Source organism: Deinococcus aquaedulcis (genome assembly GCF_019693445.1).
Taxonomy (GTDB): Bacteria; Deinococcota; Deinococci; order Deinococcales; family Deinococcaceae; genus Deinococcus; species Deinococcus aquaedulcis.
Genome location: NZ_JAHRBL010000008.1, coordinates 79,521 through 105,035 on the forward strand (window position 1 = coordinate 79,521; position 25,515 = coordinate 105,035).

Consider the following 25,515-nt stretch of genomic DNA (forward strand, 5'->3'; position numbering starts at 1 on the left):
GAAGGAGCCGCATGGACACCACCGAGAAAGCCTTTGAAACGCTGATCGAAGAGCAGCTGCTCGCCAGCGGGTACGCCAAGAGGCTCCCGAAGGACTTCGTGCAGCCTCTGCAGCTTGACCTCGAGCTGCTGGTCACGTTCATCAAGGAAACGCAGCCTCAGGAATGGCAGAAGCTGGATACACAGTACGCCCCGGACACCATGCAGAAAGTCGGGGAGCGCGTGCACGCCGCGATCACCAAGTCCGGCCTGCTGTCCGTGCTCCGCAAGGGCGTCAAAGACCGCGGCGTGACGCTGCGCCTGGCGTTCTTCAAACCGGCCAACAGCAAGAACCCGCACCACCAGCAGCTGTACCAGCGCAACCGGTTCAGTGTGGTGCGCCAGCTGCGGTATAGCGCCACGAGCGGGGACGCGCTTGACCTGACCCTCTTCCTGAACGGCCTTCCGCTCGCCACGGCCGAATTGAAGAATCCCCACACAGGGCAGACGGTCGAGCACGCCATGCTGCAGTACCGCACGGACCGCAGTCCAAAAGAGGATCTGTTCCGGCGCACGCTGGTTCACTTCGCGGTTGACCCGGATCTGGTCTACATGACCACCCACCTGGCGGGGGAAGCCACGTTCTTCCTCCCATTCAACCGGGGTGTGAACTACGGTGCAGGCAACCCCGTCAACCCGCACGGTCCAAAAACAGCGTACCTGTGGGAGCAGATCTGGCAGCCGGACTCCTGGCTGGACCTGCTGCAGAACTTCCTGTACGTCGACGGGGAGAGCCAGAAGGTGCTGTTCCCCCGGTACCACCAGCTCACGGTCGTGCGTGAGCTGCTCGACGACGCGCAGGCGCGCGGGGCCGGATACTCGTACCTGATCGAACACTCTGCCGGGTCAGGGAAGAGCAACTCGATTGCCTGGCTGGCACACGGCCTGAGCAGCCTGCACAACGCCGAAGACGAGAAGGTCTTCGATTCGGTGCTGGTGATCACGGACCGCCGCATCCTGGACCGGCAGCTGCGGGAAACCGTTCAGCAGTTCCAGCAGGTGCGTGGAGTGGTCGAGGCCATCGATCAGAACGCGGCGCAACTCGCCGCCGCCCTGAACGAGGGCCGGCCCATCATCGTCACCACCCTGCAAAAGTTCCCATACGCCCTGGAAAAACTCCGGGAGCTGGGCCTGGCCGGGAAGCGCTTCGCGGTGATCGTGGATGAGGCGCACTCGTCACAGACCGGGGAGAGCACCAAGGCCCTCAAGAGCGCGCTCGGCAGCGGCGCGGGGCCAGACATGGCGGACACCGAGGACGAGGCGGAGCAGCCGGACGTGGCGGAGCGCATCCAGCAGGACATCGAGGCGCGGGGGCGTCAGGCGAACCTGAGTTACTTCGCCTTCACCGCTACCCCTAAACCCAAGACGCTGCGGCTGTTCGGCCGCCAGAGGAGCGACGGGGGCTTCGAAGCGCACAGCCTCTACCCCATGCGGCAGGCCATCGAGGAGAAGTTCATCATGGATGTCCTGGCGAACTACACCACCTACAAGGTGTACTTCGCCCTTCACAAGCGCCTGGAAGACGACCCGGAATACAACACCCGCGCCGCGGTACGTGCGCTCACGGCTTACGCGGATCTACACGAGCATGCCTTCAAGAAGAAGACGGAGATCATGCTGGATCACTTCCAGCACCACACCCAGGCGAAGATCGGCGGGAAGGCCAAGGCCATGCTGGTCACGAGTTCGCGCCTGCACGCCGTGCGGTACAAGAAGATGTTCGACCAGCTGATCCAGGACCGCGAGCTGCCCTTCAAGGTGCTTGTGGCGTTCTCCGGGACTGTTACGGACGGCGGCATCGACCACACCGAGTTCAGTATGAACGGCGATCTTCCCGAAACCCGCACAGCCGAGGAGTTCAAGAAGCCTGAGTACCGCATCCTGATCGCCGCGAACAAGTTCCAAACGGGCTTCAGCCAGTCGCTGCTGCACACGATGTACGTGGACAAGCTGCTCTCCAGCGTCGCTGCTGTGCAGACCCTGTCCCGGCTGAACCGCATCCACCCAGGCAAGGACGACACGATGGTGCTCGACTTCGCTAACCAAGCAGAGGACATCAAGAAGGCGTTCACGCCGTACTACGAAACCACGATCCTGAGTGGTGACACGGACCCCAACCTCCTGTACGACCTGCTCAGCCACCTACAGGACGCGGGCATCTACGATACCGACACGCTGGAAGCCTTCAAGACCGTGTTCTACTCCGACGCCAGCGTCGCCAAGCTGCATCCCGTGCTCGATCAGGTCACGCAGGAGTTCCGTCTCTTGCCGCTAGAAGAGCAGGTGAACTTCAAGGCCCGCACGCGGGACTACCTGCGGCTCTACGCCTTCCTCTCCCAGGTAATCACCTTCAAGGACGAGGACCTGGAAGTCAGCTACAGCTTCCTGAGGCTTCTCCTGCCCAAGCTCCCGAAACTCAAGGACGACACGCTCCCGCACGATCTGCTGGAACGCGTAGACATGGAGTCCTACCGCGTGCAGCGCAAGAACGAGGAGGCCATCAAGCTTCAGGGGGGTGAGCCGTTCAAGCCCATCGCGCCAGGGGACGGTCAGGGGCTCACAGAGGACGAGAAGGAGCAGCTCTCCAAGATCATTCACAGCCTCAACGACCGGTTCGGGACGGACTTCACGCCGGAGGACCGGGTCACCATTCAGCAGGTCATGGACTCCCTGATCGCCGACCCGGAGCTGGTGGAATCCGTGCGGGTGAACTCCGAGGACAATGCCCGACTGGTGCATGACGAGCTTCTGGAGGAGAAGTTCCAGGACGTGATTACCCGCAGTTTCGACCTGTACAAGCGGTTCGTCGATGACGAGAAGTTCAACCGTCATGTGAAGGAAGCCGTGTTCGGCTTGGTGTACGCGCAGATCCTGAAAGGAGAGCCGAGCCCGGCGGGTCCTGAGCCGAGGTAAGCCGATACGGCCCAGCGCCCCAGGTGATGTGCGTTTACAGACGCCGCCTCACGAAGTTGGAGCTAACAGCATCCTCAGCAGCACACGACGAAAGTCGTGTGCTGCATTTGTTGGTTGAGGGCTGAAATGCCGTACAACCGACCCCATGTACATGCGTGATCGCCTGCACGCCTGGAGCGCCCTGGAAGCGACCGTCACCTGCCAGCCATCAAAGTATGTCAACAGCCAGCGCAGCATCCTGCCCGTCACCATCACCTTCTCCACCGGAGAGGAAGCCGACGGGTTGTATGGCAGCCAGTGGCAGCCCCTGACCTTCAGGTTCGAACTTGATCCTCAGGGACGCTGGTGCACACCGGACGACGGCATCCTGCTCCTCCTCCAGGGCAAACTGCAGTGGTGTTGTCAGGAACTCGGCCTGACCTGGTCTGTCCGGCGAGACGACCTGGGAAACTTCCACGCCTGCATTGACGACGTCACCGCAGAAGCCCGCACCAGCGCCTTTCAGGCCATGTTCGACGCCTACCAGCAACGCCTGGAACGGCTGAAACCTCAGCCCGCCACACCGGAACCCAGCTGAAGCAAGGCAGGACTCCTTTCCTGTAGGAAAACCGCCTTTGCCCGCCTTTTCCAGCCTTGACGGCTGGAAGGTGTGGCTCCGCCACGAAGAAGGCAAAACAGGGGCGTGGAGCAGCCTGCCTGGGGCAGCAGGAGAGAGGCAGCGCATGACCTCTGCCTGGATGCTCCGCAGGCGCTTCACGGGTTGTCCTCGCGCATTTCAGTCTCCAGCAGCTGAGCTGAAGTGACCGGCTTACCACTCCCGTAGGGCAAGGGCAGGAGACGTACGCATTGCAGGAGACAGCGCCGTGCGCTGTACATCGCGTCTGGCCTCTCAGGAGCAGGGGGCGCTGGCAATGCCAGGCCGTGTATGGCCTCAAGCAAGGTGAATAAGGCCGAAGGCCTTGATTGGGAGCCAGCCAGTGCTGCCGCACATGCTGTGAGAAAGGCTCTCCAAGTCAGGCAGTGTGCTTCGTTGGTGACCCCCCTGGGTAGGGGGGCATCCCTACAACCCTGTCCCGCGAGGGTTGCGAGGCAACGTCCCCACAACGTGGCGGAGGGTAGGGGGGCCTCAACGGTCAGCCACTTCAGAATTCAACCAAGCAGATCTGGAAAAAATTCCACCAGCACGTGATTTTTATAGATCTTCCCTGCGTTTCATGCCCTCTTATTCTCTGATTACCAATCTCCGGTTCTTAGTCTGCCCGCCAGAGAAGAACAAGCGTGAAGGCGGCCGTCCCGCTCCTTCTTTCCCCTGCCGGTGTCTGGCGGACGTTCCGCCACCGGCAATCTTTTCCTGTACGCAGCCGCTTTTGTGCCTGACCCAAAAAGATCGCGTCGACGGCAAAGCCGCCGCCGCGGGTTTTTCTCCCGCGCTTCCCCAGCCCTCCGGCGACTCTACCGGCCAGTGCTCCGGGAGTGCGGGTCAGACACGTCAGCCACAGACGCTCTCTCACCGGTCCGCCCTCCACGAACACGGCGGCGCCGCACACCCCGGAGGTGGTATCCCTGAAATCCGAACTCATGCACGAACGCCAGACCCTCAATGCTTGCCTCTCAAGCCTGCTTGGCGCCCCCTTGCAAGGCATGCACGTCATCCAGGCGCCTCCCGGCCTCGGAAAATCTAAGGCCGCCATGCTCGCCCTCGCGCAGGCGCTGCGAGAAGGCCGGTACACCCGCGTCCTGTGGGCCGTGAAGGACCTCGCGCAGGACTGCTCTCTCGGGCAGGAAGCGCTCCGCAAGCTTCAGGAGACCTTGCAGGACCAGGGGGCAAGTGCAGAGGTCACCCTGGTTGTCGGCCAGCACATCGCCCGAAAACAGAAACTGAAGCCTGTGGAGCGCGCAGCACGCTTCGCCTGGCCTGCAGGAACCCCGGCCATCAAGGTCATCAGCCACGCCCGCCTGAGCCGAGTGTTCGGACCACCTTCCAGCGAGGAAGACCTTCTTCTGCGTACGGTGGACCTGATCGTCATCGACGAGGATCCGCGCACTTCGCTGCTGCGCAGCTCACCCGTCAACGACGCCGGTACTGAGCGGCAGTACCAGCCTGTGCGGGTGACCCGTCAGGCGCTGCGAGACCTCGATGCTCTAGGCTCCATCAGCAGCCGACTACTGGCCCTGATGGAGCAGGTCGAGCAAGGCGCCGCGCTTCCCGGCGTGAGGACCTACGCCGCGCTCCCAGGACGCACGCGGGAACGCTACAGCCTCTGCGGGGAAGCGTTTTTCCGCGCCGTCCTGGAAGGAGCGGATGACAGCGACTGGAATCTCTTCATCCAGACGCTGGAAGAGCTCGCCCAAAAGCAGAAACGGCAGGCACCCCTCCCGTGGGTCACGGCCCTACTAAGGCAGCAGTCACCCGACAGCCACGCCCTCGGCATCGAGTGGACGCAGGGGCAGGAGGACGAGTGCAGCCTCCGGTACGATGTCAAACCGGACGTGTCCTTTCCGTCGCCGGTCATTGTGCTTGATGCGTACGCCAACCGGGAAGCGTACGCACTGACATTCCCCAACGCCGACCTGACCTGGCACGGATTCCAGCCCCCAACCCCCCTCAAGGTCAGGGTCAGTTCGGCCTTGAGAATGGATGCCCGCGACGAGGGCAGCTCCGGGCGGCAACCCCGCCGTCAGGCGCACCGGCAGCGCATCGTGAGGGAGGCGATCCGGGTCATTCAGCAGGACCCCCAGCGCCGCCCGGTTCTGCTGCTGGCCAGCAAGGCCGTCGCTTCCGGTCACCTGCGCGCCCTCGCGAGAAAGGAACTGACGGCCGCCGACCTGGCCGAAGACCGGATCGCTTTCGCGCACTGGCATGCCGGTCGCGGCGTGAACGCCTACGAGGGCTACCACCTGTTCGCCCTGGAGCAGCCGCACCTGCCGCGCCGACACGAGGACCACACCCTCGCTGCGCTGGCGCCCACGGATGCGGACGCGCGGGCCAGGCTCTACGCCCATGACCTGCGCAGCGAGTGCCTGCAGATGCTGCACCGCACCCGCCAGCCCTTCGCAGAGCACGCTCCGCTGATCGTGGCTGGGTTCGATGTTCAGGCTGTGCTCGGCGCAGACCACGTGAAGGACGTGCAAGTCGAGGCGTTCACCCCTCAGATCGAGTACACGCGCAACAGCAAGAATCCCTCAGCACGCCAGGCCCTCCAAGAGATCCTGCCGGAACTCCTGAACCGGCTTGATGGCGTCCCGCTGGCCAGCCTGCAGGCCCTCGGCCTGGTCAAGGCCACCTCTCCGGACCTGACGCGGCGGGCGGCCAGCCAGCTCAAGCGCCTGGCCCGGAGCTCCACGCCACTCCTCCATGACTGGAAGCTGCGAGGCAGCCTCAGCCGGCACGAGCTGGTTCACCCGCTCGCGCGGATACCAGACGACTACCTGAAACGACTCGAGCAGGAGCGCGGGCTGCGCCGGTTTCACGTCACGCTCCCGCACGCCCGGTACCCCCTGCGCCACCACCCGGTCCTCGCGGTCTCCCAACAGGCGGCGGAAGCCGCCTGCAAGAAGCTGCTGCACCGGAGCTAGTCACGCGGCCTGAGGGAGCCTCGGGCGGAACAATTCCCAAGCTTCCCGGTACGCCTCCCAGCGTCCCCCTGGTTTGATGCGGACGTCGGTGGGAAGCTGCCCGCTTGCCAGGAAATAGACCTCCGGCGCCTCACCGGAAGGTTGGAGGCACACCAGCGCCACCACGTCGCAGTCAACGGCGTAATTCTTCCGGTATCGGTAGCGGTTATGGAAACTGCTGCGCTCCCGATTGAGGCGGAACCGCCACTTTCCGTCCTTTCCAACTGCCGCGGTTTTCACGTCGATTCGCAGACCTTCAACCCTGAGGTCAAAGGGACCATTCTCCTCTTCCCGCCAGCTCACATGTAAGCCGAGGCGACACGCCTGCGTAGCCACAAACTGCTCGCCGAACCTGGCGCGGCGGGCCTTGAGATTGCGGGTCGTCAGGCCGAGCTTCGACCGGTACCGCTTGACCGTCGAGAGGCTGATCCCGGCCAGAGCAGCCACACGTGCGTCCGGGTGGCCGAGGGTGTAGGCGTCGATGAGGGCCTGCTGTTGAACTTGAGTAATGGCCATGGGGCCTCCTTTCCGCGCTGACGTGACCGCCAGAGCAGAAGGGGGAAACCAAAACGGCTTCCCCCTCAGTGATGGGATGGCGTGGCGCGAGGCCACCAATGTTGTTCTTGAGCTGACCGGTCCGACCTGCAATCAGCAGGACGCGGGGACATGCCTCACGGTTGTTCTTTCAACAGTACTGGCGACCAGGTCCGCACAGGGACTCACGATTGTTCTTGCGCCCGCAGGGCGCCTTCCTTCCGATCAGAGCCGGTCCCCCGGCGAGAACCGCAGGTGCGCGGCCTTCAAGTCCTCGTCGAGGAAGTTCACGTACTTCCGTGTCATCTCCAGGCTGGTGTGCCCCAAGATCTGCTGCAGCGTGAACACGTCCCCGCCATTGCGGAGGAACTCCACTGCGAAACCGCGCCGGAACGTGTGGGGCGAGGTCTCCTCCCGGGCGAAGCCCCCCGCCTCTGCGAGGCGGGACAGACGGATGGAGATGCCGCTCCGGGTCAGCGGCTGACCGTGCCGGCTCAGGAAGAGGTGTTTCACGCCCGCATGGCGCGCCCGCCGCTCCCGGCGGATGTATGCCGTGACGGCACTCAGCGCACGGGTGCCGATCGGCACAGACCTTTCCCGGTCGCCCTTGCCGATCACGCGCAGCACGCCCCGGTCCGGTTGCAGGTCCTCCAAGGTGAGGCCGATCAGTTCCGCGAGGCGGATGCCGGTGTCGAACAGGGTCATCACGATCGCCGTGTCACGAAGCGGCTGGTCGGTGTCCCTGGCGGCTGTCAGCAGGCGACTCACAGCCTGCGGGGTCATTGTCGGCAGGCGACGGCGCGGCAGGGTCGGGCGTTCCAGCCGCGCCGCTGGGTTGCGTGACAGGAATTCCTCCTGGTGCGCCCACCCGCACAGCGCTTTAAGTCCCCGTACATAGGCGTGAATGCCGCCTGGAGCCAATCCCTGCCCTTCCAGCCAGATCAGGAAGGCCCGCAGGTGGGCGACCGTCAGCGCCTCCGGGGAGGCCGGCAGCGCGCCTGTGGCCTTGGCGTAGCGCGCCAGGGAGCGTTGGGTGGTCTTGTAGAAGTGCAGCGTCGTCTTGGCGCGGCGTTTGATCCGCAGGTGGTAGTAGAAGTGCTCCCAGAGTTCATCCCAGGTCATGGCGACCCTCCTCTGACGAGCCTGAGCTGGCAGGTTCTGGAGCAAACGATCACTGCTCGTTGGACCAAGTTCATGAACTTGGTTCAAAACGAAAAATCCTCGTCTTAGACGAGGATTCTTTCGCTTGGTGGCCAGGGCCGGACTTGAACCGGCGACCCAACGATTTTCAGTCGTTTGCTCTACCAGCTGAGCTACCTAGCCTTCCTTGGCGGTCCGGACGGGATTTGAACCCGCGACCTTCTGCGTGACAGGCAGATATGCTAACCGCTACACTACCGGACCAGTCGCCTTGAAAGGAGCTGCAAAAGCAGCGGGGTTAAGGATACTGGGGGGGGCGGCCCTTGTCAACGCGCCCCCGCCCAGGCCCCGCTTCAGAACGGCGCGGCGCGGACATTCTGCACCGGGTGGTCCTGAGTGGGGTCCAGCATCAGTTCCAGATATTCGCGGCTCTGCAGGGCGTCAATCATGGCGAAGGGGTGCTCTTCGGGCAGCAGGATGCCGCCTTCCATCTGGGTGTGGCCGTACACGCCGAAAGCGAGGCCGGCCATTTGCACGTATTCGGGCGACTGCTTGTACCAGCGCTTGGAACTGTGATCGGCATAGAACAGGTCGTCATAGTACGCGTGGGCCGGCAGGGGCGAGACGTGGGCAAACTGCACGCCCCCCACGCGGATTTCCCGGGGAAAGGTGCGCATCCAGGCGGCCAGATGGTCGGGCAGGTGCAGGCCGCCGTGCTCCGGGTCGAACTCGGCGTGAATCAGGCCGCCGCTGGTGCCCAGCATGTAGCTGGTGTTCAGTACCGCGTCGTCGTGGTTGCCCAGGATGATGTGAATGGCGTGCGGGGCCGCCGCCTGGTAGGCCTTGAGGCGCTCGAGGTGCTTGACCTGTTCGCGCGCCGCCAGAAACAGGTGGTCCGGGTTGCGGGGATCGAAGCGCGGCACCCCCGTCAGGCGGCTGTATTCGCGCTCGTTTTTCGGGTGCACCAGGTCGCCAATCAGAATCACCTGATACAGCCCGGCCAGCACCGGCGGCGTGGGCTGCCCGCTGCCGTCCACACAGCTGGCGGCGCGCAGCGCGGCCCACAGCGTGTCGAAATCGGCGTGCACGTCACCGAAAGCCAGGAACTTGCGCATTGCCCCCAGCATAGCGGGTGCGCCAGGCCGCTGGCATGGACCAGGGCCTGGCCATCATTCACCTGTCATTTGTGAAGCGGGGCAGTGAATGTCCCGGGCTACCCCTTGAGCAGCGCGTGCAGTTCCTTGTAAATCGCCCGGCTCTCTTCCACGGTCTCGCCGTAGCCGCGCATCAGAATGCGGGCGGCGTCGCCGCCCTTGCCGGCCACCTTCAACTGCTCCAGCAGGTCTTCAATGTGGCGCCGGGCCTTGTCCATCTGGGGATCGCGGGGGGGTTCTTTCGGCAGGGGCCGGGCCGAGGCGGCGCGGGGGGCCGGGGTCTCGGTTTCCAGCTCCGAGGTATTGGCGCCGTCTTCAGGGTCGTATTCCACCCAGACCGGATCGCTGCTGGGCTGCACGCCGTAGGTGCGTGCCAGTTCGGCCAGAGCAGCCAGTTTGGCGTCGGCCAGGGTGTGGGCGGTGGCCAACCCCTCGCGCGTGGCGCCCAGCACGCTCAGGCGGGCGCGCACGATGGGGGGCTCGGGGTGGTCGCAGGCCCAGGTCAGGCTCCAGCCGGGGTCAATGGCGTCCAGCTGCGGGGCCAGCACGTCCAGATCGGGGGCCAGGGTCACGCGGGCCTGGTCGCCCCGCACGCTCAGGGTGGCCCAGGCGGTCATGCTGGCGCGCAGCGCGTCGCGCACGCGGTGAGGTTCTGCCATGCGGGCAGTGTACCGGCTTCCGGGCCCAGGCCAGCTGAAGGTTTTCCAGATTCTGCAGAGGGCTGCCGTCTGTGCCTTTTCCCTGCACCCTGCAGGTCCGGCGGGGCAGGCCCGACCGTGCCCAAAGCCGGCCCCGGTTTACGGCTTCAGGGTCAGGAGGCGGGTCTTGCCCCAGTCGGCGGGACGGGTGCTCATGGGGAGGTACTCACCGGCAATCCAGCGGTTCATCTGGTCGGCGGCATGCGGCGCCAGCGGGCTGCCCGCCTGCCCCAGGCTGCCGATGTACAGGCTGCGGTCTGGCTCGCTCAGGTCCACAATCTGGCGGTAGCTGGCGCCGTGGGTCTGGCGGAAGGTGCCGTGTTCGGGGCGGGCCACGTTCACCGTGTTCGTGCCGCCCGGGGTGGGGGCCGCGTGGTTGAACAGCCACGCCAGGGCGCCCACCTTGCCAAAGGCGCGGTGGTTGCTGGCCACCTGATGCAGCCGGCCGTAGGTCCAGCGGATCATGTCGTCTCCCAGCCGCGTGCGCAGGTCGGCCAGGGCCGCGTCCAGGCTGCGGGTGAGCAGCGCGGCGCAGTCGCCCCGGCCCTGCACGGCGCACAGTTCACCGCCGCCCTGCAGTTGCCGCAGCACCGACAGACTGTTCATCACCGTGTCATTGCCCAGTTCGTCGCGGGCCATCTCCTGCAGGCCCATCAGCCACGCCTCGAACAGCAGAGCCGGGCGGCTGTCCACCGTCATCTGACCGTCCCAGGCGCGCAGGTCGGCCAGGGCGCGCCGGGCGTCGTCGCTGCCGGGGGCCGTGGCCAGCAGTAGGGTGCGGAAATCGCGCCACACGAGGCTCTGGGTGTCCAGCTGGGCGGCCTGAAAATCGGCCACGCTGAGCCTGGGCTTGGCGCTCAGCAACTGCGTGATGCGCTCGGCGCGGTAGGGCTCGGCCCAGTTGCGCGGGTTGCCCAGATTGAAGGGGTAGGTCTGGGGCACCACCTGGTTGTTGGCCGTGACCACCAGTCCGTCGGCGGGGTTGTACACGTGTGGCAGCTGGGCAAAGGGGATAAACCCCTGCCACTCGCGCGTGCCGTCGCCGGGCACCGGCAGGCTGCCGTCCCAGCCCGCACGGATGGGCACGCGGCCCGGGGCGTAGTAGCCGGTGTTGCCGTCCACATCGGCGTACACGAAGCTCTGGCTGGGGGCCACGTAGCGCGAGAGGGCCCGGGTAAAGTCGCTCCAATTCTGCGCGTAGTTCAGGCCCACAAAGGCGTCCATCGTAGTGTCGCGCGGCTGCAGGGCCGTCCACTTCAGAGCCACGCGCGGGCCCAGGTCCTCGGCCCCGGCGCCGCTGATCACCGGCCCATGCGCACTTTCGCGCACCGTTAGCGTCACGGCGGGCTGCCCCTTGACCTGGATCGTTTCGGTGCGGCTGCGCAGGGGGGCGCCTTCCGGCTCCAGGTACAGGTCCTGCACGTCGGGGTTCACGTTGGTCACGCCCCAGGCCACGCGGTCATTGCGCCCAATCACGATGGCAGGCAGGCCGGGAATGCTGGCCCCAATGGACTTCAGCGCGCCGCCCTGAATGTCGGCCAGATACCACAGCATGGGCGCGGTAAGGGCGAGGTGGGGATCGTCGGCCAGCAGCGGTTTGCCGCTGACCGTGCGGCGCCCCGACACCACCCAGTTGTTGCTGCCCTTGCCCGGCACAGCCTGCAGGCCCAGGGCCCGCGCGGCGGCGAGGTGGGCGCGCAGCTCGGCCAGCGTGCTCTCGGGGAGAACAGGGGCCGTGGGCGCCGCTGCCGTGCGGCCGGTGCGGGCGGGCAGTTCATCCTCGCTGAGAATGGTCGGGGCACCCGCTGGATAGGGTGCGGTGACCTGATCCAGGCCGCCTTCGCCCAGGCGCTGCGCCACGCGGGCATTCAGCACCTCCTCGTCGTAGTTGCCGCCCAGGTCAAAGGCCATCAGCTTGCTCCACGACAGGCTGTCCACGTCCTGCCAGGGTTCAGGGGTGTAGCCCAGAATGCGGAATTCCGGGGCCACCTTGCCCTGGGCCTGGGCGGCATTCACGCCCGCCGTGTAGGCGCGGATCAGGCGCCGCGAGCGGTCTTCCAGGGCCGGCAGGGCCGAGAGGGCGGCGCGCTGAAAGCCCCAGGTGCGCAGGAATTTGTCCTGGGGCAGGGCCGCCTCGCCCAGCACCTCCGCGAGGCGGCCCTGCGCCACGCGGCGCTGAAAATCCATCTGCCACGCCCGGTCCTGCCAGTGCACGAAGCCCAGGGCAAACACGGCGTCCTCGTCGCGCTGGGCGCGGATGTGCGGCACGCCCCAGGCGTCGCGGGTAATCTGCACGGGCCCGCCCAGTCCCGGGGCCTGCAGGGTGCCGGCGGTGCGGGGTTCCGAGGTGGCGCGCAGCCACGCGTAGCCGCCTGCCCCCGCCGCCCCCAGCAGCCCCAGCGTGACCAGAAGCCCGAGCGCGGCCCGCTTGCCCCAGGAGGGGCGCCTTGTGCCCTGTGTACTGTTCATGTGGTACCGGGCAGCATAGCGAAGTTCGCGCCGCCCCCGGTGGGTGGAGCGGCGCGGCAGGGTGGGCCGGGAACGACCCCCTTTTGGCCTAGAACTCTTCGCTCGCCAGCGCGGCGTTGGCCTGGGCGCAGCGGCCATGCAGCGGCAGGCGCTCGGCCAGCATCAGCAGCGCGTGGACATCGGTGTGCGAGAGCCCGGAGCGGAAGCTGGCCGCCACCGGGGTGGTAAAGCAGGGCTGCGGCTCGGGCAGGGTGCAGTCCAGCACGCAGAACTCAAAGGCGCTGTCCTCGGGGCGCGACATCTGGCGGGTCACGGCGGCACCGTAGCCGTTGGCAAAGCGGAAGACCAGCAGCTCAGCGCCGGGCAGGGTGTGGCGCTCGGGCAGGGCCGTGACCTGGGGAAAGGCCGCCGCCGGCACGAACAGCAAAGGGTTGATCGAAAACCCGCTCGGGTCATGCAGGGTCATGGTGAAAACCGCCTCCTTTTGCCGGCCTGTCGCCGGTTTCTGTCACCGGAACTGCGCACCGTCAGTCTGAGTAATCTTGCGCTGCGCAACTGACATGGGCCTTACGGCGCACAAGTTCAAGGCCGCCGGAATGAATACAGCGAGGGCCGAGGATGAGAAGGACGCAGCGTGGGAACCGGCGCTGGGGCGTGGTCTACGCGGCCCGGCCATGAGAAACCGGCGCATCCCCTGGGCGGGCGGGTGTGGTAACGGGCGGCCCGCTGGCCCTGTCTGCAGCCCGGCCCCACCCCGCGCCCGTGAGTGGACCCTGACCCAGTACTGAGGGGCGTGAGGGCCACCCCACAGGGCCCTGAGCAAAGGCCACAGGCGACCTTGGCTGTCCCTGCAGAAAAAGCCGGGGGTTCGCCCCGCAAGGTAGGCGGCAGGAGCGCCACCCTGGCCACTCCCTGTTCACCGCCAGCTTGCCCTTTTCTGGTGCGGCTGGCCGAGGTGCCTGCATGCGTCAACCCCGTTTCCGCTCGACCGCTCTTCCCCGCCTGTTGCTGGCGTCCCTGACCCTGGGCCTGCTGGCTGCCCCCGCTGCACAGGCGCAGACCACCCCAGTGCCGGCCCAGACCACACCCAACCTGGGCCTGCCGGGCCGCGCCGCCCCGACCCAGAGTGCGCCGGCGACCTCTCAGAGCGGCAGCGCAGACAGCGCCCAGCCCAGCGGCGACGCGGCCCCCACCGAGACCCCCGCGACCGAGCCAACCGACGCCGCCGAGACCGACACCACGGCCCCGGAAGCGGCCGACGTGGCCCCCGCCAGCACAGCACCGGACAGTCCCCTTCCGGCCACGGGTGAGGTGAAGGTGCCCGTGCTGGACGGCGAGCGGGCCCTGAAAACGGTGACCACGGTGCTGGGCGAGGCGGTGATCTATGCCCCCGCCACCCAGAACGCGCTGACCCGAACCGTGCAGGCCCTGGAGGCCCAGGGCTACACCCGGGTGACGGAAGGCATGAGCGGCGAGGACGCGCAGACGGTTCGGCTGCAGAAAGAGGACCAGACCTACGAACTGAGCGGGCGCACCCAGGTGGGCCTGACGGTGGTGGCCCTGGCCCGGGTGATGGACAGCCCGGCCCCGGCTGCCGGTGAAGGCTCCCCAGACGCCAGTGAGCCAGACGCCAGCGCACCCGAATCCAGCGAACCGGCCCCGGCCACCACGCCCGCCGATGAATCAGAGGCGACGCCTGACCAGAGCGCGCCTGCAGCCCCAGAGGACGCCGGGGAAGGCGAAGCGGCACCGGAAGAGACAGCCCCCGATGCTGAGCCCGCCCCGGATTCCGAAACGGCTCCCGAGAGCACGGAGCCGGACACCACTACATCTGGGCCGTCAGAGGAAACGACCCCGGCACCCGGCGCACCCAGCGGGCCTGCCCAGCCCTGACCGGCCCCGAACCCCCGCCCCTTCACCGGCCGCCTTATGGGGCGGCTGGTGTGGTTGGTGTGCAAGGCAGGCCCCAGCCGACCGCGCCCACGGGTACAATCGGCGCGATGCTCTGGCAGCGGCCCCTGACCATGTTGCGGCTGCTGGCGCTGCTGGCCCTGAGCGAGACGGTGCGCGCCGCGCTGTTCGTGGGGGTGTTGCCCCTGGCTGGCCCGGGGCTGGGGCTGGGCGCCGCCGTGATTGGCCTGATGGCCGGCGCCCACTACCTGGCCGACGCCCTGGGGCGCGGGCCGGCCGGGGCGCTGGTGGCGCGCTTGGGCCTGGGGCCCAGCCTGCTGGCAGGCGCGCTGCTGGGGGCCCTGACGCTGCTGCTGGCCCGCCAGGGCCTGGGGGCGCTGGGCGCGGTGCTGGTGTGTGCGCTGTGGGGGCTGGGCACGGCGGCGCTGTGGCCGGCCGTCATGAGTGCCTCGCAGGCGCTGGCCCACCCGGCGCGCACCGCCCGCGCCCTGACGGTGACCAACCTGACGGCCGTGCCCGCCGTGTTGACGGGCGCGCTGGTGGCCGGGCCCCTCATGCAGCACTGGCCGCAGGCGGTGTGGAGCGGTTTGCTGCTGCTGCAGGGCGCCGCCGCCGCCCTGGCCCTGAGCCTGTGGCGGGCCGCCGTGCCGCTGCGCCCGGTGCCGGTGCCCTGGCGCGAGTGGCGACCAGTGGCGGCGCTGCTGCCCACCGCCTTTGTGCAGACGCTGGCGCCGGGCCTGCTGGTGACCACTCTGTATCCCATGCTGGCCGCGCTGGGGCTGGGCCTGGATGACCTGCTGCTGCCGGGCGCCCTCACTGGGGCCCTGATTGGCGCCAGCGCCGCCCTGTTGGGCCGCGTGGCCGACCGCGACCACCCGCGCCGGGCGCTGCTGCCGGGGCTGGCGCTGCTGGCCGCTGGCTTTGCGCTGGCCGCGCTGACGGGCGCCCAGTTCCTGTGGGGGCTGGCTGCGCTGGCGGGCGTGGGCTTCGGCGCCTTTCTCACCGGCTGGAATGGCCTGGTGGCCCGCACCCTGCCGCAGGGGCAGCGCGCCGCCGCCTGGGGCGCGGTCATGACGGCCGAGGCCCTGGGCGCCGCCGCTGGCCCCATGCTGGGCGGCGCGGCGTGGCAGGTGTGGGGCGTGGCCGGGGTGTTCGGCCTGGGCACGCTGGCCTTTGGCGGGGCGCTGCTGTACGTGGCCTTTGGGCAGCAAGGGGCCGCCATGAGCCATGAGCCATGAGCCATGAGCCATGAGCCAGTTTTCCTCAGCGGGTTACAGGGTGCAGGCGGCCGTCACCCACCAGTGGGGGTGGGCGCGGGCCAGGGCGTGGGCGGCGTCGTGGGCGTGGGCGTCGTCGCGGGCCAGGGCGAAGCAGGTGCTGCCTGAACCGCTCATCAGGGGCGAGTGCAGGTCGGCGTGATCCAGGGCCCGCAGCACCTCGCGGATGGGGGCGTGGCGGGCGGCCACCGGGCCCTGGAGGGCGTTCAGGTAGGGCACCGGGCGGCCATTGGACAGGGCAGCCACAATCGCCTCAATATCCAGGGCGGTGGTAAAGGCTTCCTCGGCGTCCAGCCACCTGTACGCGTCGCGCGCGCTCACGGGCACGCCGGGGTTCACCAGCACCAGTGCCGTGCGCGGCACCGGGGTGGGGGAGAGGATCTCGCCGGTGCCGGCGGCGGTGGCCGCGTGGCCCAGCAGAAAAAAGGGCACGTCGGCCCCCAGGCGCCGGGCCAGCGGGGCCAGGGCCACCCCAGACGGATACAGCCGCGCCAGGGCCATCAGGGTGGTGGCGGCGTCGCTGCTGCCGCCCCCCAGCCCGGAAGCCAGCGGCAGGCGCTTGTGCAGCGTGATAGCCGCGCCCCCGCTCACCCCGGCGGCGTCCAGGTAGGCCCGCGCCGCGCGGTAGACCAGATTGCCCTCGTCGGTGGGTAGATCGGCGCCCTCCACGCGCAGGCTCAGGGTGGAGGCCGGGGCAATCTCCAGGTCGTCGCCCACATTCAGCGGTACCATCAGCGAGTGCAGGTCGTGGTAGCCGTCAGCGCGCTGTGAGCGCACGCTCAGGCCCAGGTTGACCTTGGCGGGCGCGAAGTACGTGACGGGAGCCGTGGCGGAGGGGCCGGTCGTCATGGGGCCTCAGCATCCCACACCGGGGCCAGGGCCAGGGCCAATTGCAGGTCGCCGGGGGTGGTCACCTTGAACAGCCGCGCGTCGCCGGGAATGAGTGCCACCGGGTGCCCCAGCCGCGCCACCAGCCCGGCGTCGTCGGTGGCGCTCTCGCCGCTGCGCCGCGCCGCCTCGTGGGCGCGCAGGATCAGTTCGCGCCGGAACGCCTGCGGGGTCTGCACCGCCCACAGGCCCCCACGCGGCACAAGGTGGCCCCAGTGCTGCGCCCCCTCTCCGGCCTGCACCAGCGTGTCGGCCACTGGCAGGGCGGCGGTAGCGGCGCCCTGGGTGTCGGCGGCGCCGCGCAGCGCGTGAATCACGGCGGTGGGCACGAAGGGCCGCGCGGCGTCGTGGATAAGCACCACGTCCGCGTCGGTGGCCCCCAGCAGGGCATGGACGGTGGCCTGACGGGTGGCGCCGCCGGTCAGGGCGCGCGCGGGCACCCCTGGGGGCAGGGCGCTGCCTTCGGGCAGCGCCACCAGCACCTCGGCCACGTGGGGGGCCAGCGCGGCCACGCTGCGGGCCAGCAGCGAGCGCCCGGCCACCTCCACGAACGCCTTGGGGCCCAGGCCCAGCCGGGTGCCGCTGCCAGCGGCAGGAATCAGGGCGGCGACCTTCACCGGGCTGGTCCTGGGTCGTCCTCGCGCCAGCGGCGAAAGCCGGGCACGTCCAGCCTGAACTGGTCCAGCACCCGCGCGGTCACGAAATGCAGCAGTTCGTCCACATCCTGCGGCGCGTGGTAGAAGCCGGGGCTGGCGGTCATCACGGTGGCGCCCGCGTCGTGGGCGGCCAGCAGGTTCACCAGCATGGGGCGGGGCAGCGGGTCCTCGCGCACCACCAGCACCAGGGGGCGGCGCTCTTTCAGGGTGACGTGCGCCGCGCGGGTGAGCAGCGTGTCGGCAAAGCCGTGCGCCACCTTCGCCAGGGTGCCCGCGCTGCAGGGAATGAGCAGCATGCCGTCGGTGCGAAAGGAGCCGCTGGCCACGCTGGCGGCCAGATCGCGGTCCTCGTGCACATAGGCTGCCTGGGCCACGAGGTCGGGCAGCTGGGGCCCAGCGCCCTCGGCGGTCATCACCCGCTTGGCGCCGCTGCTCACCACGAGGTGCGTCTCCACGTTCAGGGCACGTAGGGCCTGCAGCGCCGAGAGGGCATACGGCATGCCGCTGCCGCCCGAGACCCCCACGACCAGCCTCATGCGCCGCTCGCTTCGCGCCGCAGGCGGCGGGCGTGGCGCAGTTCGGCGGCAATAAAGGCCAGCAGGTTCAGGGCGTACACCAGCACCAGCCCCGCCACCAGGGCCGCGCGCGTGTTCTCCTGACCCAGCACCGGCAGAAAGGGCACCGTCACCAGCCCGGTGGCGGGAAACAGCGCCGCAATCAGCGCGCCCCAGGCCAGCAGCAGCATGCTGCCCCAGGGGCTGTCCAGCAGCGAGGCCCCCGGCAGCAGCAGCGCCAGCGCGCGGTAGGCCAGTGGCCGCGCCTGCGCCAGGGCCACCGCCGAGGCCGGCAGCAGCAGCGCCAGCGCCAGCAGCGCGGCCAGCAGCCCCGAACCCAGCAGCGCCAGTCCCAGGCGCGGCGAGCCCCCGCCCGAGGGGTCCAGCACCGACAGCGGCTCGCGCAGGGCGCCGCGCAGCGTCACGCTCAGGTCGCCGGTCACGGCGCGGGTCAGGCGGCGCTGGTCGGGGTAGCACAGCCGGGGCGCCCCGGGGCGGTAGGTGCGCTGAAAGGCGGCTTCGGGGGTACCGGGGTTCAGGCCCAGGTTAAAGGCCGCCGCTTCCAGATCAGGCCGGGCCGACAGGGCCGCGCGGTAGAGTTCGCGCGCCTGGGGCTCGTCGCCGCGCGTCTGGGCAATCACGCCCAGGTTGTTGCGCACGCAGGGGTCGGTGTCGGCGGCGGCGTAGCGCTCTCTGGCCTGGGCGTCCTCGCCGTCAAGCTGCGCGCTCAGGCCCGAGAGCAGCGCGGCGTCGGCGCCGGGGCGCAGGGCCAGCGCGGACAGCTGTGCTCCGCCCCAGCCGCCGCCGTAGGTGCCGCTGGCCAGCGCGGGCGAGCGCAGCCCCGCGCCCGCCAGATTGGCCCAGTGCAGCCCGCCGGTGACCACCAGCAGGCTCAGGGCCAGCAAAAACAGCGTGAGGCGCTCGCCGGGGGTGGCGTAGGCCACGAACACCCGCCGCGCGCGCGACAGTGGATGGCGCAGCCACGAGCGGTAGCGGCCCCCCAGGGCCCGCGTGTCCTGGGCCTGGGGCCGCCACGCGCGCACCGCCAGGGCCAGCAGCCCCGAGAGGAGGGCTGCGCCCAAGCCCAGCATGGCCAGCCGGGCGGCGTCGCGCACCTCGCGCAGGCCCTCGGGGCCCAGGTTGTACAGGGTGCCGGCGCGCAGCGAACGCGAGAACTGCCGCCACTCGCCTGCCTCGCCCTCGCGGCCCTGCTGCTCCAGGGCCAGGGCGTAGCGGGCGTAGAGCGCCTCGCCGCCTTCAAAGCGGGGGTGCAGTTCGCGCAGGTAGGCCATCCACACCCCGGCGCGGGCCAGTCGCCGCTGGTCCAGCAGGGTGCTCACGTAGCCCGCCGGGTCGCCGTAGGCCTTTAGCGCCTCCCGGTTCATGCTTACCGCCGGGTCGAAGCCGCGCGCCGCTGCGTCGCGCCGGGCGCGGTCCAGGGCCAGATCAGCCGCCGAGGGAAAGCCTGCGCTGTCCAGCCGCGCGGCCAGCGCCACCCAGGCGGGAAAGGGCAGATTGCCCCCCAGGGCGCGGCGCACGGCGCTCAGGGCGGCGTAGGGGTCGGCCCGCCGGGCACTGGCCTCGCGCACCGCCAGGAAGGGGTTCAGCGGGTCCAGGGCAGCGGCGCGCGCCACCTCGGCGGCGGGGGTGGTGTCGGCGGTGCGCGCCAGCCAGCCGGTGATCTGCGGCACGGGTGGGGGCACCACCCGCTCCTGCACGGTCAGGCCGCTGGCCGGGTCCAGGGTGAAGCGCTCGGTCAGCCCGTTCAGTTCGGTGCTCACGCGCACCACGCCGCCCGAGGCGTCCAGCGAGGTCACCACGCCGCTCAGGTCGGCGCGGGCGGCGGCCACGCCGCCTGCCCCCAGTTCGTACACGGTGGGCCCGGCGCCCAGCAGCAGGCGCCCGTCCAGTTCCAGCGGCCCAGTCAGGGGGCCCCACGAGGCCGGAAAGGTGCGCTGCCAGCGGGTGCCAGTGCCGTCCGGCTCTACCACCAGCGTGCGGCCGTTCAGCGTGGCCGTGGCCTGGGCGGCGCCGGTCAGCAGGGCCAGCAGCAGGCCTGCGCGCGCCAGCCCCCTAGGGCTGGGTGCGCGCCTCACGCGCCCTCCGGGCGCCCGGGGCGGGCCAGCAGGTGCGCGCTGCGCACGGCCATCACCACGCCGCCGGCCAGCAGTTCGCCCAGGCCACCGTACCGGGTGGCCAGCAGCAGGCCCACCGGCAAGGCCACCACTGTGGCGGCCGGCACCGCATTCAGGCCCACGCGGCGCTGCAGCGTGGCGCGGTACAGGGGGATAAACAGCAGCGCCGTGCCCAGGGTGCCCAGCAGGGTTACCGGGGCCAGCACCAGCAGTGCGCCCAGCAGCGGCGCAATGCCCCCGCCACCCCGGAAGCCGAAAAAGAGGGGATAGCAGTGGCCCGCCACCACGGCCCCCATGGCCAGCCAGCCCCATTCCGGGGCCAGCGCCCGCGCCAGCAGGGCCGCCAGGGCACCCTTGGCGATGTCGAGCGCGGTCACCAGTATGGCGGCCCGGCGGCCATACTGCCGGAAGGTGCCGCTGCCGCCTGGCAGGTCCCGGTCCCGAATATCGGCGCCCTGGGCCCGCGAGTACAGCACCCCGGCCACCAGGGACCCCAGCAGGTACGCGGCGAGGGCCACAAGCACGGGCGCGGCGGTTGGGGGCATACGGCGGCCATTCTAGCGGGGCCGCGCCCTCTAGACTTGGCCGCATGAGTGCCCTGCCGCCGCCCCCACTCAGCCGCGCCGAACTGCGCCGCTACAGCCGTGCGCTGCTGGTGCCGGAATGGCAGGAGGCTGGGGCGCAGGCCCGCGTGGGGGCCGCACGGGTGGTCGTGGTGGGGGCCGGCGGCCTGGGGAGCCCGGTCATTGCTGCGCTGGCGGGCGCCGGGGTAGGCGAACTGGTGATTGCCGAGGGCGACACCGTGGACCTCAGCAATCTGCACCGCCAGAATCTGTACACCACCCCGGATGTGGGCCGCCCCAAGGCCGAGCGCGCCGCCGCCCGCGCCCAGCAGCTCAATCCCCATGTGCGGGTGCGCACATCGCCGCCTGTGGACGACCAGAACCTGCCAGAACTGCTGGCGGGCGCCACGCTGCTCATCGACGCCACCGACAACTTTGAGACCCGCTACCGCCTGGCCGATGCCTGCACCGCCCTAGGGCGCGAATGGGTGTGGGGCGCGGCCAGCGGTACCAGTGGCATGGTCAGCGTGTTTGGCCCGGCCCTGGGCCTGCGCGACGTGTTCCCCGAACCCAGCGACGCGGCCTCCTGCGACGAGGCGGGGGTGCTGGGCCCGGTCCCCGGCGTGGTGGGCGCCCTGATGGCGACCGAGGCCCTGAAGGTGTTGGGGGGCGTGGGCGAGCCCCTGCGCGGGCGCCTGTGGACCTATGACGCCCTGAGCGGCCACACGCGGGTTTTGCGCCTGGGGGTGCCCCAGGCAGATGGCCGGGCGACTTGAGCTAAGGCCAATCGGTGGCCTGCTGGTGACTCAGTGCCCACCTGGGAGGCCAATCCCCCCTTCATCCCCCCTAAAGACCCCGTCCAGGGCGGCTTGACGCGCCGTACGGGTGTGTTACTGTGCGCCTGAGCCGACAATCCAGCTCGACTTCAGTTCTCGGAGGTTCTTCCCATGACCAAGAGCACCAAGTCCGCCGCGAAGCAGCCCGCCCGCAATGCCGCCCGGAGCGGCAGCGCCGACCGCCGGGGGAGCGCCGCCTCGTCACGCGGCGAGGACAACGCGCGCGGCGACGGCAAGATCGCCAAAACCCAGATTATTGACATGGTGGCCGAGCGCACCTCGCTGAACAAGAAGCAGGCGGGCGACGCGGTGGCGACCATGCTCGACTGCGTGGTCTCGGCGCTGCGTTCGGGCCAGAGCGTGGGCCTGCCCGGCCTGGGCACCCTGAGCATTGCCCAGACCGCCGAGCGCAGCGGCGTGCGCCCCGGCACCTCCGAGCGCATCACCATTCCGGCCGGCAAGAAGGTGCGCTTCAAGGTGGCGACCACCCTCAAAGGCAGCCTGTAAAGTCTGCATTCGGCCGCAGCGGCGCCCACGTGGCGCCGCTCTTTTTTATGACGTGTGGAGGTCAATCTTGGTTCGTGTATTCAAGTTCTGGGGGTGCCATGACAGTAAGACGAGACCCTTGTTGAATGTTGGCAAAAGTGTGTTGAAGATGCGCTCACACGCGCTGGTCCTTGCTCAAGGGCCGACTGAATAAGAAGACGGTGCCCAGACCCGCTGCGAGCTTCATTCCATTCTCTGGACTCAAAACGAGAATGGGAAAGCCACGACGAGTGACGACCGCAAAGGCCTGATCAAGGGTACGGTGCCTCCTAATCGCCGTGCTCAGAAACAAGCTGTTCATCGTGTTCCCCACTGGTTTGCGACCCGCTGTTTTTCAGGCCCCAGGACTGTATTGAAAAGACCAGTCTTTACAATGAAGAGGGCAGACCCGCATACTCCTGAAAAGGAGGCGTCCAAGATGGCTTACAAAAAACTCAGTGAACAGGTGCAGGAACTCAGCAACCCCCAGCGCAGCGATACGTTTATCAAACTGTTTCGTGAAGCGGTGCGTCAGGGTAAATTCGATGCGGCGTACATGCCTGAACGCTTCACCATGCCCAAGCAGTTCAGCCGGCGCGGCGCCGAAGGCACCTACGAGCGTGACACGCGCGAGATGCTGTTTGAACAGACCAAAGCCTTCGACGCGTGGTTTGATGAAACCAACCGCGCGCTGGCTTCGGCCCGGCGCGGCGGCACCGTAAAGCCCAGCGTGGAAGCCATTGAAGCGGGCCTTGTGGATTTCAAGACGATGGCCGAAGAGACCCGGCGCAAGATGCAGGCCAGCTATGAAAAAGGGCAGGCCCTGGGCAAGAGCCGTTCCAAGGCCAGCACCAGCAAAGGCAAGAAGAAGTAAGAGCAGGAAGATTTCTTCGCTTGAAATCGTGAACCTCGACGGTTCTCTTAGGGCGAAGCGAGCAGAAGTTTGGCGGGCTTGGGGCGTCGCGTGACCAGCTTGGTCCAGGGTGTTCAGCCACCAGCCAGCGTCCCCCAAAGCAGCTTGTCTCCTATGTGGCGGCCTTCCCTTGCGGAGGCCGCCTGTTCTCTCGTCTGTGCTCTTGGGCCGCCAGCATTCGCTATCGTGGCGGGATGACGGCTGGCCCCTTTTCTGATATGCCCCTCAGCACCCCGCCGCGCCGGGGGCTGCTGCTCGTGATGACGGGCGCGTCCGGCGTGGGCAAGGGCACCCTGCGCGAGCGCTGGCTGGCGGGTCAGGACGTGTTTTACAGCACCTCCTGGACCACCCGCGAGGCCCGGCCCGGCGAGGAGCACGGCGTGCACTATGTTTTCGTCACCCCCGACGATTTCGAGGCCAAGGCCCAGGCGAACGGCTTTCTCGAACACGCCGCCTTTGTGGGCAACCGCTACGGCACGCCCATGGAGCCTATTGAAGCGGCACTCTCGCGTGGGCAGGACGTGATTCTGGAAATTGAGGTGGAAGGCGCCATGCAGGTCAAGGCGCGCATGGGCGACGAGGCCATCCTGATTTTCATCATGCCGCCTAGCCTCTCGGAACTGCGCCGCCGCCTGGAGGGCCGCGCCACCGAGACCCCCGAGCGCATTGAAAAGCGGCTGGCCCGCGCCCGCGAGGAAATCCGCGAAGCCCACGAATTCCGCTACGTGGTGGTCAACGACGACCTGGACCGCGCCGTGGATGACCTGCACGCCATTCAGCGCGCCGAGCGGGCCCGGCAGCGCCCCGAGACCGAATGGACCGAGGAAGACCGCGAGGCCCGCGTGCGTGCCGACACCCTGCGCAGCTATACCCTGACCGACGCCCAGCTGAACGAGGTGGCGACCCACTGAGAAGTGGCCCACGGTGCGGCCCGGCCCTTCTTTGCACGACCAGACCCGAGGGAACCTTATGCCACTTGAACTGATCCAGGGCGATATTGCCGCGCAGACCACCTGCGCCGTGGTGACTGCTGCCAACAAGGAATTAATGGGCGGTGGGGGCGTGGACGGCGTGATTCACCGCGCCGCTGGCCCCGAACTGCTGCGCGCCATCCGGCAGCTGGGGGGCACGCCCACGGGCACGGCCGTCATCACGCCTGCTTTTGGGCTCTCTGGCCAGGGGGTGCGGCACGTGATTCATGCCGTGGGCCCCATCTGGCGCGGTGGCCACGCGAGCGAGGCCGACCTGCTGGCCAGCGCCTACCGCCACAGCCTGGAACTGGCCGTGCAGCACGGCTGCGACAGCGTGGCTTTTCCGGCGATCAGCACCGGGGTCTACGGCTATCCGCTGGATCAGGCCGCCGAGGTGAGCCTGCGGGCGATCACCACGTTCCTGTGGGATCACCCCGCCCTTCAGGTGCGGCTGGTGCTGTACGGCGCCGGGCCCCTGAACGTGTTTCAGCGGGCGCTGGCCCGGGTGGCACCGTCCGCATAGGCTTGACCGCGCCTGCATATCACGCTATAGTTTTCGACATCACCGCCCAAGAGGCGGTTTTTCTTGTTTGGGAAGGGAGGCGCAGAGGGGCCTGTGTGCCTCGGTGTCCTGGCCGGCCTGCCCGGCTCGGCAGCGAGGCCACCGCTCTGCCTGGAGTGAGGGTAGAGCCGCGCAACCTCAGGGCAACGCGGCAGAGCCGCCCTTTATGAGCCCTCGCTCCGGCGCCAGTAGCCGGTGAGGCGGACATCGGCCTGGGGGTATTCGGCGCGCAGATGTTTGCGCAGGCGCTTGGCCGCCCCTGTTTCCAGGGCGCCCCACACGGCCGCCGGGGCCACGGCCAGGGTGTCCAGCACAGCCAGCAGCGCGGCGCCGCTGTCTCCCACGCGCGGTAGCCAGCTCACGTGGGTTCCGGCGGGCAGCGGCACCTCGTCCAGATAACGCTGCTCGGCGGCGTCGCCCACCTCCAGCAGCACGCGGACAGGGTGTTCATCGGCCCAGCCTTCCAGCAGGGCCGCAATGGTGGGCAGCGCGGTTTCGTCGCCCAGCAGCAGCGCGGGGCCACCTGTGAAGTCGGGGAAGGGCTCGTGGCGCTCGCCGCGCACCGTCACGAGGTCGCCGGGTTGCAGGCCCTGGGCCCACACGCTGCCGGGGCTCTGGTCATGGCAATACACGTCAACGTGGGCCAGCGCGCCCTGCACGCGGCGCAGGGTGTAGGGGCGGCCGTGGTCCTGGCCCGGCACGTCAAAGCGGCAGGCGTCCCCCGGGCGCCAGGCGGGGCGCTCGTCCTGATCCAGGTGCAGCACGAGGCGGCGCATATGGGCGGTCAGGGGGCGGTTGTCGGTCACCTGCCACGCGGCCACGCGGCCTTCGGGGTTCAGGCCCAGCTTCTTCATGGCCGCCCCCACGGTGCCGCGAATCGCCTCGTGGACGGGGCCCGGCACGGCGAAGGGCACGAAGCGGCGCGACACGCCTGCCGGGGCTGTGACTGCCAGTTCCATGCCGTCTTCGAACAGGGCCGTGATCTGGGCCTGCGTGGCGTCCTGCACCGGGGTAAAGGCCCTGACACAGTGCAGCAGTTCGGGCACATGCCCCTCGTTGACATGCAGGATGAGGTCCTGCATCTCGTCCGTCATGGGCAGTGGGCGGGTGGGGGTCAGGGTGGTCATGGTGGGTGCTCCTTGGGCCCTAGGCCGGGCCAGGGG

22 protein-coding genes and 2 tRNA genes are annotated in these 25,515 nt (G+C 68.7%); 10 read left to right on the forward strand and 14 right to left on the reverse strand.

The window, feature by feature from the left end:
- The first annotated feature begins 11 nt into the window (after positions 1 to 11).
- The 3 genes from KMW22_RS11215 to KMW22_RS11225 all read left to right on the forward strand — a co-directional run bounded on the left by KMW22_RS11215 (position 12) and on the right by KMW22_RS11225 (position 6,527).
- Positions 12 to 2,951: a type I restriction endonuclease subunit R gene (locus tag KMW22_RS11215; RefSeq protein ID WP_221090134.1), complete on the forward strand. Its 2,940-nt coding sequence runs from the start codon at positions 12 to 14 to the stop codon at positions 2,949 to 2,951.
- A 145-nt stretch (positions 2,952 to 3,096) separates the two neighbouring features.
- Entirely contained in the window at positions 3,097 to 3,528 is a 432-nt protein-coding gene (locus tag KMW22_RS11220) for a hypothetical protein (protein WP_221090135.1), read from the forward strand.
- A gap of 977 nt (positions 3,529 to 4,505) precedes the next feature.
- Complete coding sequence (locus KMW22_RS11225; protein WP_221090136.1) at positions 4,506 to 6,527, forward strand: hypothetical protein; 2,022 nt, start codon at positions 4,506 to 4,508, stop codon at positions 6,525 to 6,527.
- Here KMW22_RS11225 and KMW22_RS11230 read toward each other — a convergent pair whose 3' ends face one another.
- The 8 genes from KMW22_RS11230 to KMW22_RS11265 all read right to left on the reverse strand — a co-directional run bounded on the left by KMW22_RS11230 (position 6,528) and on the right by KMW22_RS11265 (position 13,027).
- The gene (locus KMW22_RS11230) at positions 6,528 to 7,082 is read right to left on the reverse strand and encodes a hypothetical protein (RefSeq protein WP_221090137.1); all 555 of its coding nucleotides are present in this window, start codon (positions 7,080 to 7,082) and stop codon (positions 6,528 to 6,530) included. It lies immediately after the preceding gene.
- A 243-nt stretch (positions 7,083 to 7,325) separates the two neighbouring features.
- Entirely contained in the window at positions 7,326 to 8,222 is an 897-nt protein-coding gene (locus KMW22_RS11235; RefSeq protein ID WP_221090138.1) for a tyrosine-type recombinase/integrase, read from the reverse strand.
- A gap of 125 nt (positions 8,223 to 8,347) precedes the next feature.
- Positions 8,348 to 8,423 (reverse strand) — tRNA-Phe (locus tag KMW22_RS11240).
- A gap of 5 nt (positions 8,424 to 8,428) precedes the next feature.
- Positions 8,429 to 8,504 (reverse strand) — tRNA-Asp (locus KMW22_RS11245).
- Positions 8,505 to 8,593: 89 nt separating this feature from the next.
- The gene (locus KMW22_RS11250; RefSeq protein ID WP_221090139.1) at positions 8,594 to 9,355 is read right to left on the reverse strand and encodes a metallophosphoesterase; all 762 of its coding nucleotides are present in this window, start codon (positions 9,353 to 9,355) and stop codon (positions 8,594 to 8,596) included.
- Positions 9,356 to 9,453: 98 nt separating this feature from the next.
- Complete coding sequence (locus tag KMW22_RS11255) at positions 9,454 to 10,053, reverse strand: single-stranded DNA-binding protein (RefSeq protein ID WP_221090140.1); 600 nt, start codon at positions 10,051 to 10,053, stop codon at positions 9,454 to 9,456.
- A gap of 138 nt (positions 10,054 to 10,191) precedes the next feature.
- The gene (locus tag KMW22_RS11260) at positions 10,192 to 12,561 is read right to left on the reverse strand and encodes a penicillin acylase family protein (RefSeq protein WP_221090141.1); all 2,370 of its coding nucleotides are present in this window, start codon (positions 12,559 to 12,561) and stop codon (positions 10,192 to 10,194) included.
- An 88-nt stretch (positions 12,562 to 12,649) separates the two neighbouring features.
- Positions 12,650 to 13,027, reverse strand: a complete 378-nt coding sequence (locus tag KMW22_RS11265; protein WP_221090142.1) for a hypothetical protein — start codon at positions 13,025 to 13,027, stop codon at positions 12,650 to 12,652.
- A 497-nt stretch (positions 13,028 to 13,524) separates the two neighbouring features.
- Here KMW22_RS11265 and KMW22_RS11270 point away from each other — a divergent pair, with 497 nt between their 5' ends.
- Positions 13,525 to 14,454 (forward strand): hypothetical protein, encoded by a 930-nt coding sequence (locus KMW22_RS11270; protein WP_221090143.1) that lies wholly within the window; start codon positions 13,525 to 13,527, stop codon positions 14,452 to 14,454.
- A gap of 107 nt (positions 14,455 to 14,561) precedes the next feature.
- Positions 14,562 to 15,710, forward strand: a complete 1,149-nt coding sequence (locus tag KMW22_RS11275) for an MFS transporter (protein ID WP_221090144.1) — start codon at positions 14,562 to 14,564, stop codon at positions 15,708 to 15,710.
- Between the two features lie 33 nt (positions 15,711 to 15,743).
- On the opposite strand, the gene KMW22_RS11280 is transcribed toward KMW22_RS11275, so the two are convergent.
- From KMW22_RS11280 to KMW22_RS11300, 5 genes are read right to left on the reverse strand one after another with little or no spacing between them, the layout of a single operon-like run.
- On the reverse strand, positions 15,744 to 16,598 hold the full coding sequence (locus tag KMW22_RS11280; RefSeq protein WP_221090145.1) for a 4-(cytidine 5'-diphospho)-2-C-methyl-D-erythritol kinase: 855 nt from the start codon (positions 16,596 to 16,598) through the stop codon (positions 15,744 to 15,746).
- On the reverse strand, positions 16,595 to 17,254 hold the full coding sequence (ispD, locus tag KMW22_RS11285) for a 2-C-methyl-D-erythritol 4-phosphate cytidylyltransferase (RefSeq protein WP_221090146.1): 660 nt from the start codon (positions 17,252 to 17,254) through the stop codon (positions 16,595 to 16,597). Before ispD ends, KMW22_RS11280 begins: the two co-directional genes overlap by 4 nt.
- On the reverse strand, positions 17,251 to 17,829 hold the full coding sequence (locus KMW22_RS11290) for a UbiX family flavin prenyltransferase (protein ID WP_221090147.1): 579 nt from the start codon (positions 17,827 to 17,829) through the stop codon (positions 17,251 to 17,253). The genes ispD and KMW22_RS11290 overlap by 4 nt, the downstream gene beginning before the upstream one ends.
- Entirely contained in the window at positions 17,826 to 19,943 is a 2,118-nt protein-coding gene (locus KMW22_RS11295; protein ID WP_328774668.1) for a hypothetical protein, read from the reverse strand. Before KMW22_RS11295 ends, KMW22_RS11290 begins: the two co-directional genes overlap by 4 nt.
- A complete protein-coding gene (locus tag KMW22_RS11300) occupies positions 19,940 to 20,527 on the reverse strand; it encodes a glycerol-3-phosphate acyltransferase (RefSeq protein ID WP_221090148.1) in 588 nt (195 codons plus the stop codon). Before KMW22_RS11300 ends, KMW22_RS11295 begins: the two co-directional genes overlap by 4 nt.
- Before the next feature lie 44 nt (positions 20,528 to 20,571).
- On the opposite strand from KMW22_RS11300, the gene KMW22_RS11305 reads away from it, so the two are divergent.
- From KMW22_RS11305 to KMW22_RS11325, 5 genes are all read left to right on the forward strand, one after another.
- On the forward strand, positions 20,572 to 21,321 hold the full coding sequence (locus KMW22_RS11305) for a HesA/MoeB/ThiF family protein (protein ID WP_221090149.1): 750 nt from the start codon (positions 20,572 to 20,574) through the stop codon (positions 21,319 to 21,321).
- 171 nt (positions 21,322 to 21,492) lie between these two features.
- Positions 21,493 to 21,888 (forward strand): HU family DNA-binding protein, encoded by a 396-nt coding sequence (locus KMW22_RS11310; protein WP_221090150.1) that lies wholly within the window; start codon positions 21,493 to 21,495, stop codon positions 21,886 to 21,888.
- Between the two features lie 457 nt (positions 21,889 to 22,345).
- Positions 22,346 to 22,780: a hypothetical protein gene (locus KMW22_RS11315; RefSeq protein ID WP_221090151.1), complete on the forward strand. Its 435-nt coding sequence runs from the start codon at positions 22,346 to 22,348 to the stop codon at positions 22,778 to 22,780.
- Between the two features lie 233 nt (positions 22,781 to 23,013).
- Positions 23,014 to 23,730: a guanylate kinase gene (gene gmk, locus KMW22_RS11320; protein ID WP_221090152.1), complete on the forward strand. Its 717-nt coding sequence runs from the start codon at positions 23,014 to 23,016 to the stop codon at positions 23,728 to 23,730.
- Positions 23,731 to 23,788: 58 nt separating this feature from the next.
- Positions 23,789 to 24,313 (forward strand): macro domain-containing protein, encoded by a 525-nt coding sequence (locus tag KMW22_RS11325; protein WP_221090153.1) that lies wholly within the window; start codon positions 23,789 to 23,791, stop codon positions 24,311 to 24,313.
- Positions 24,314 to 24,516: 203 nt separating this feature from the next.
- On the opposite strand, the gene KMW22_RS11330 is transcribed toward KMW22_RS11325, so the two are convergent.
- Positions 24,517 to 25,479 carry a siderophore-interacting protein gene (locus KMW22_RS11330; protein ID WP_221090154.1) on the reverse strand — a complete coding sequence of 321 codons (963 nt, stop codon included), beginning with the start codon at positions 25,477 to 25,479 and terminating at the stop codon, positions 24,517 to 24,519.
- Positions 25,480 to 25,515 lie beyond the last annotated feature (36 nt).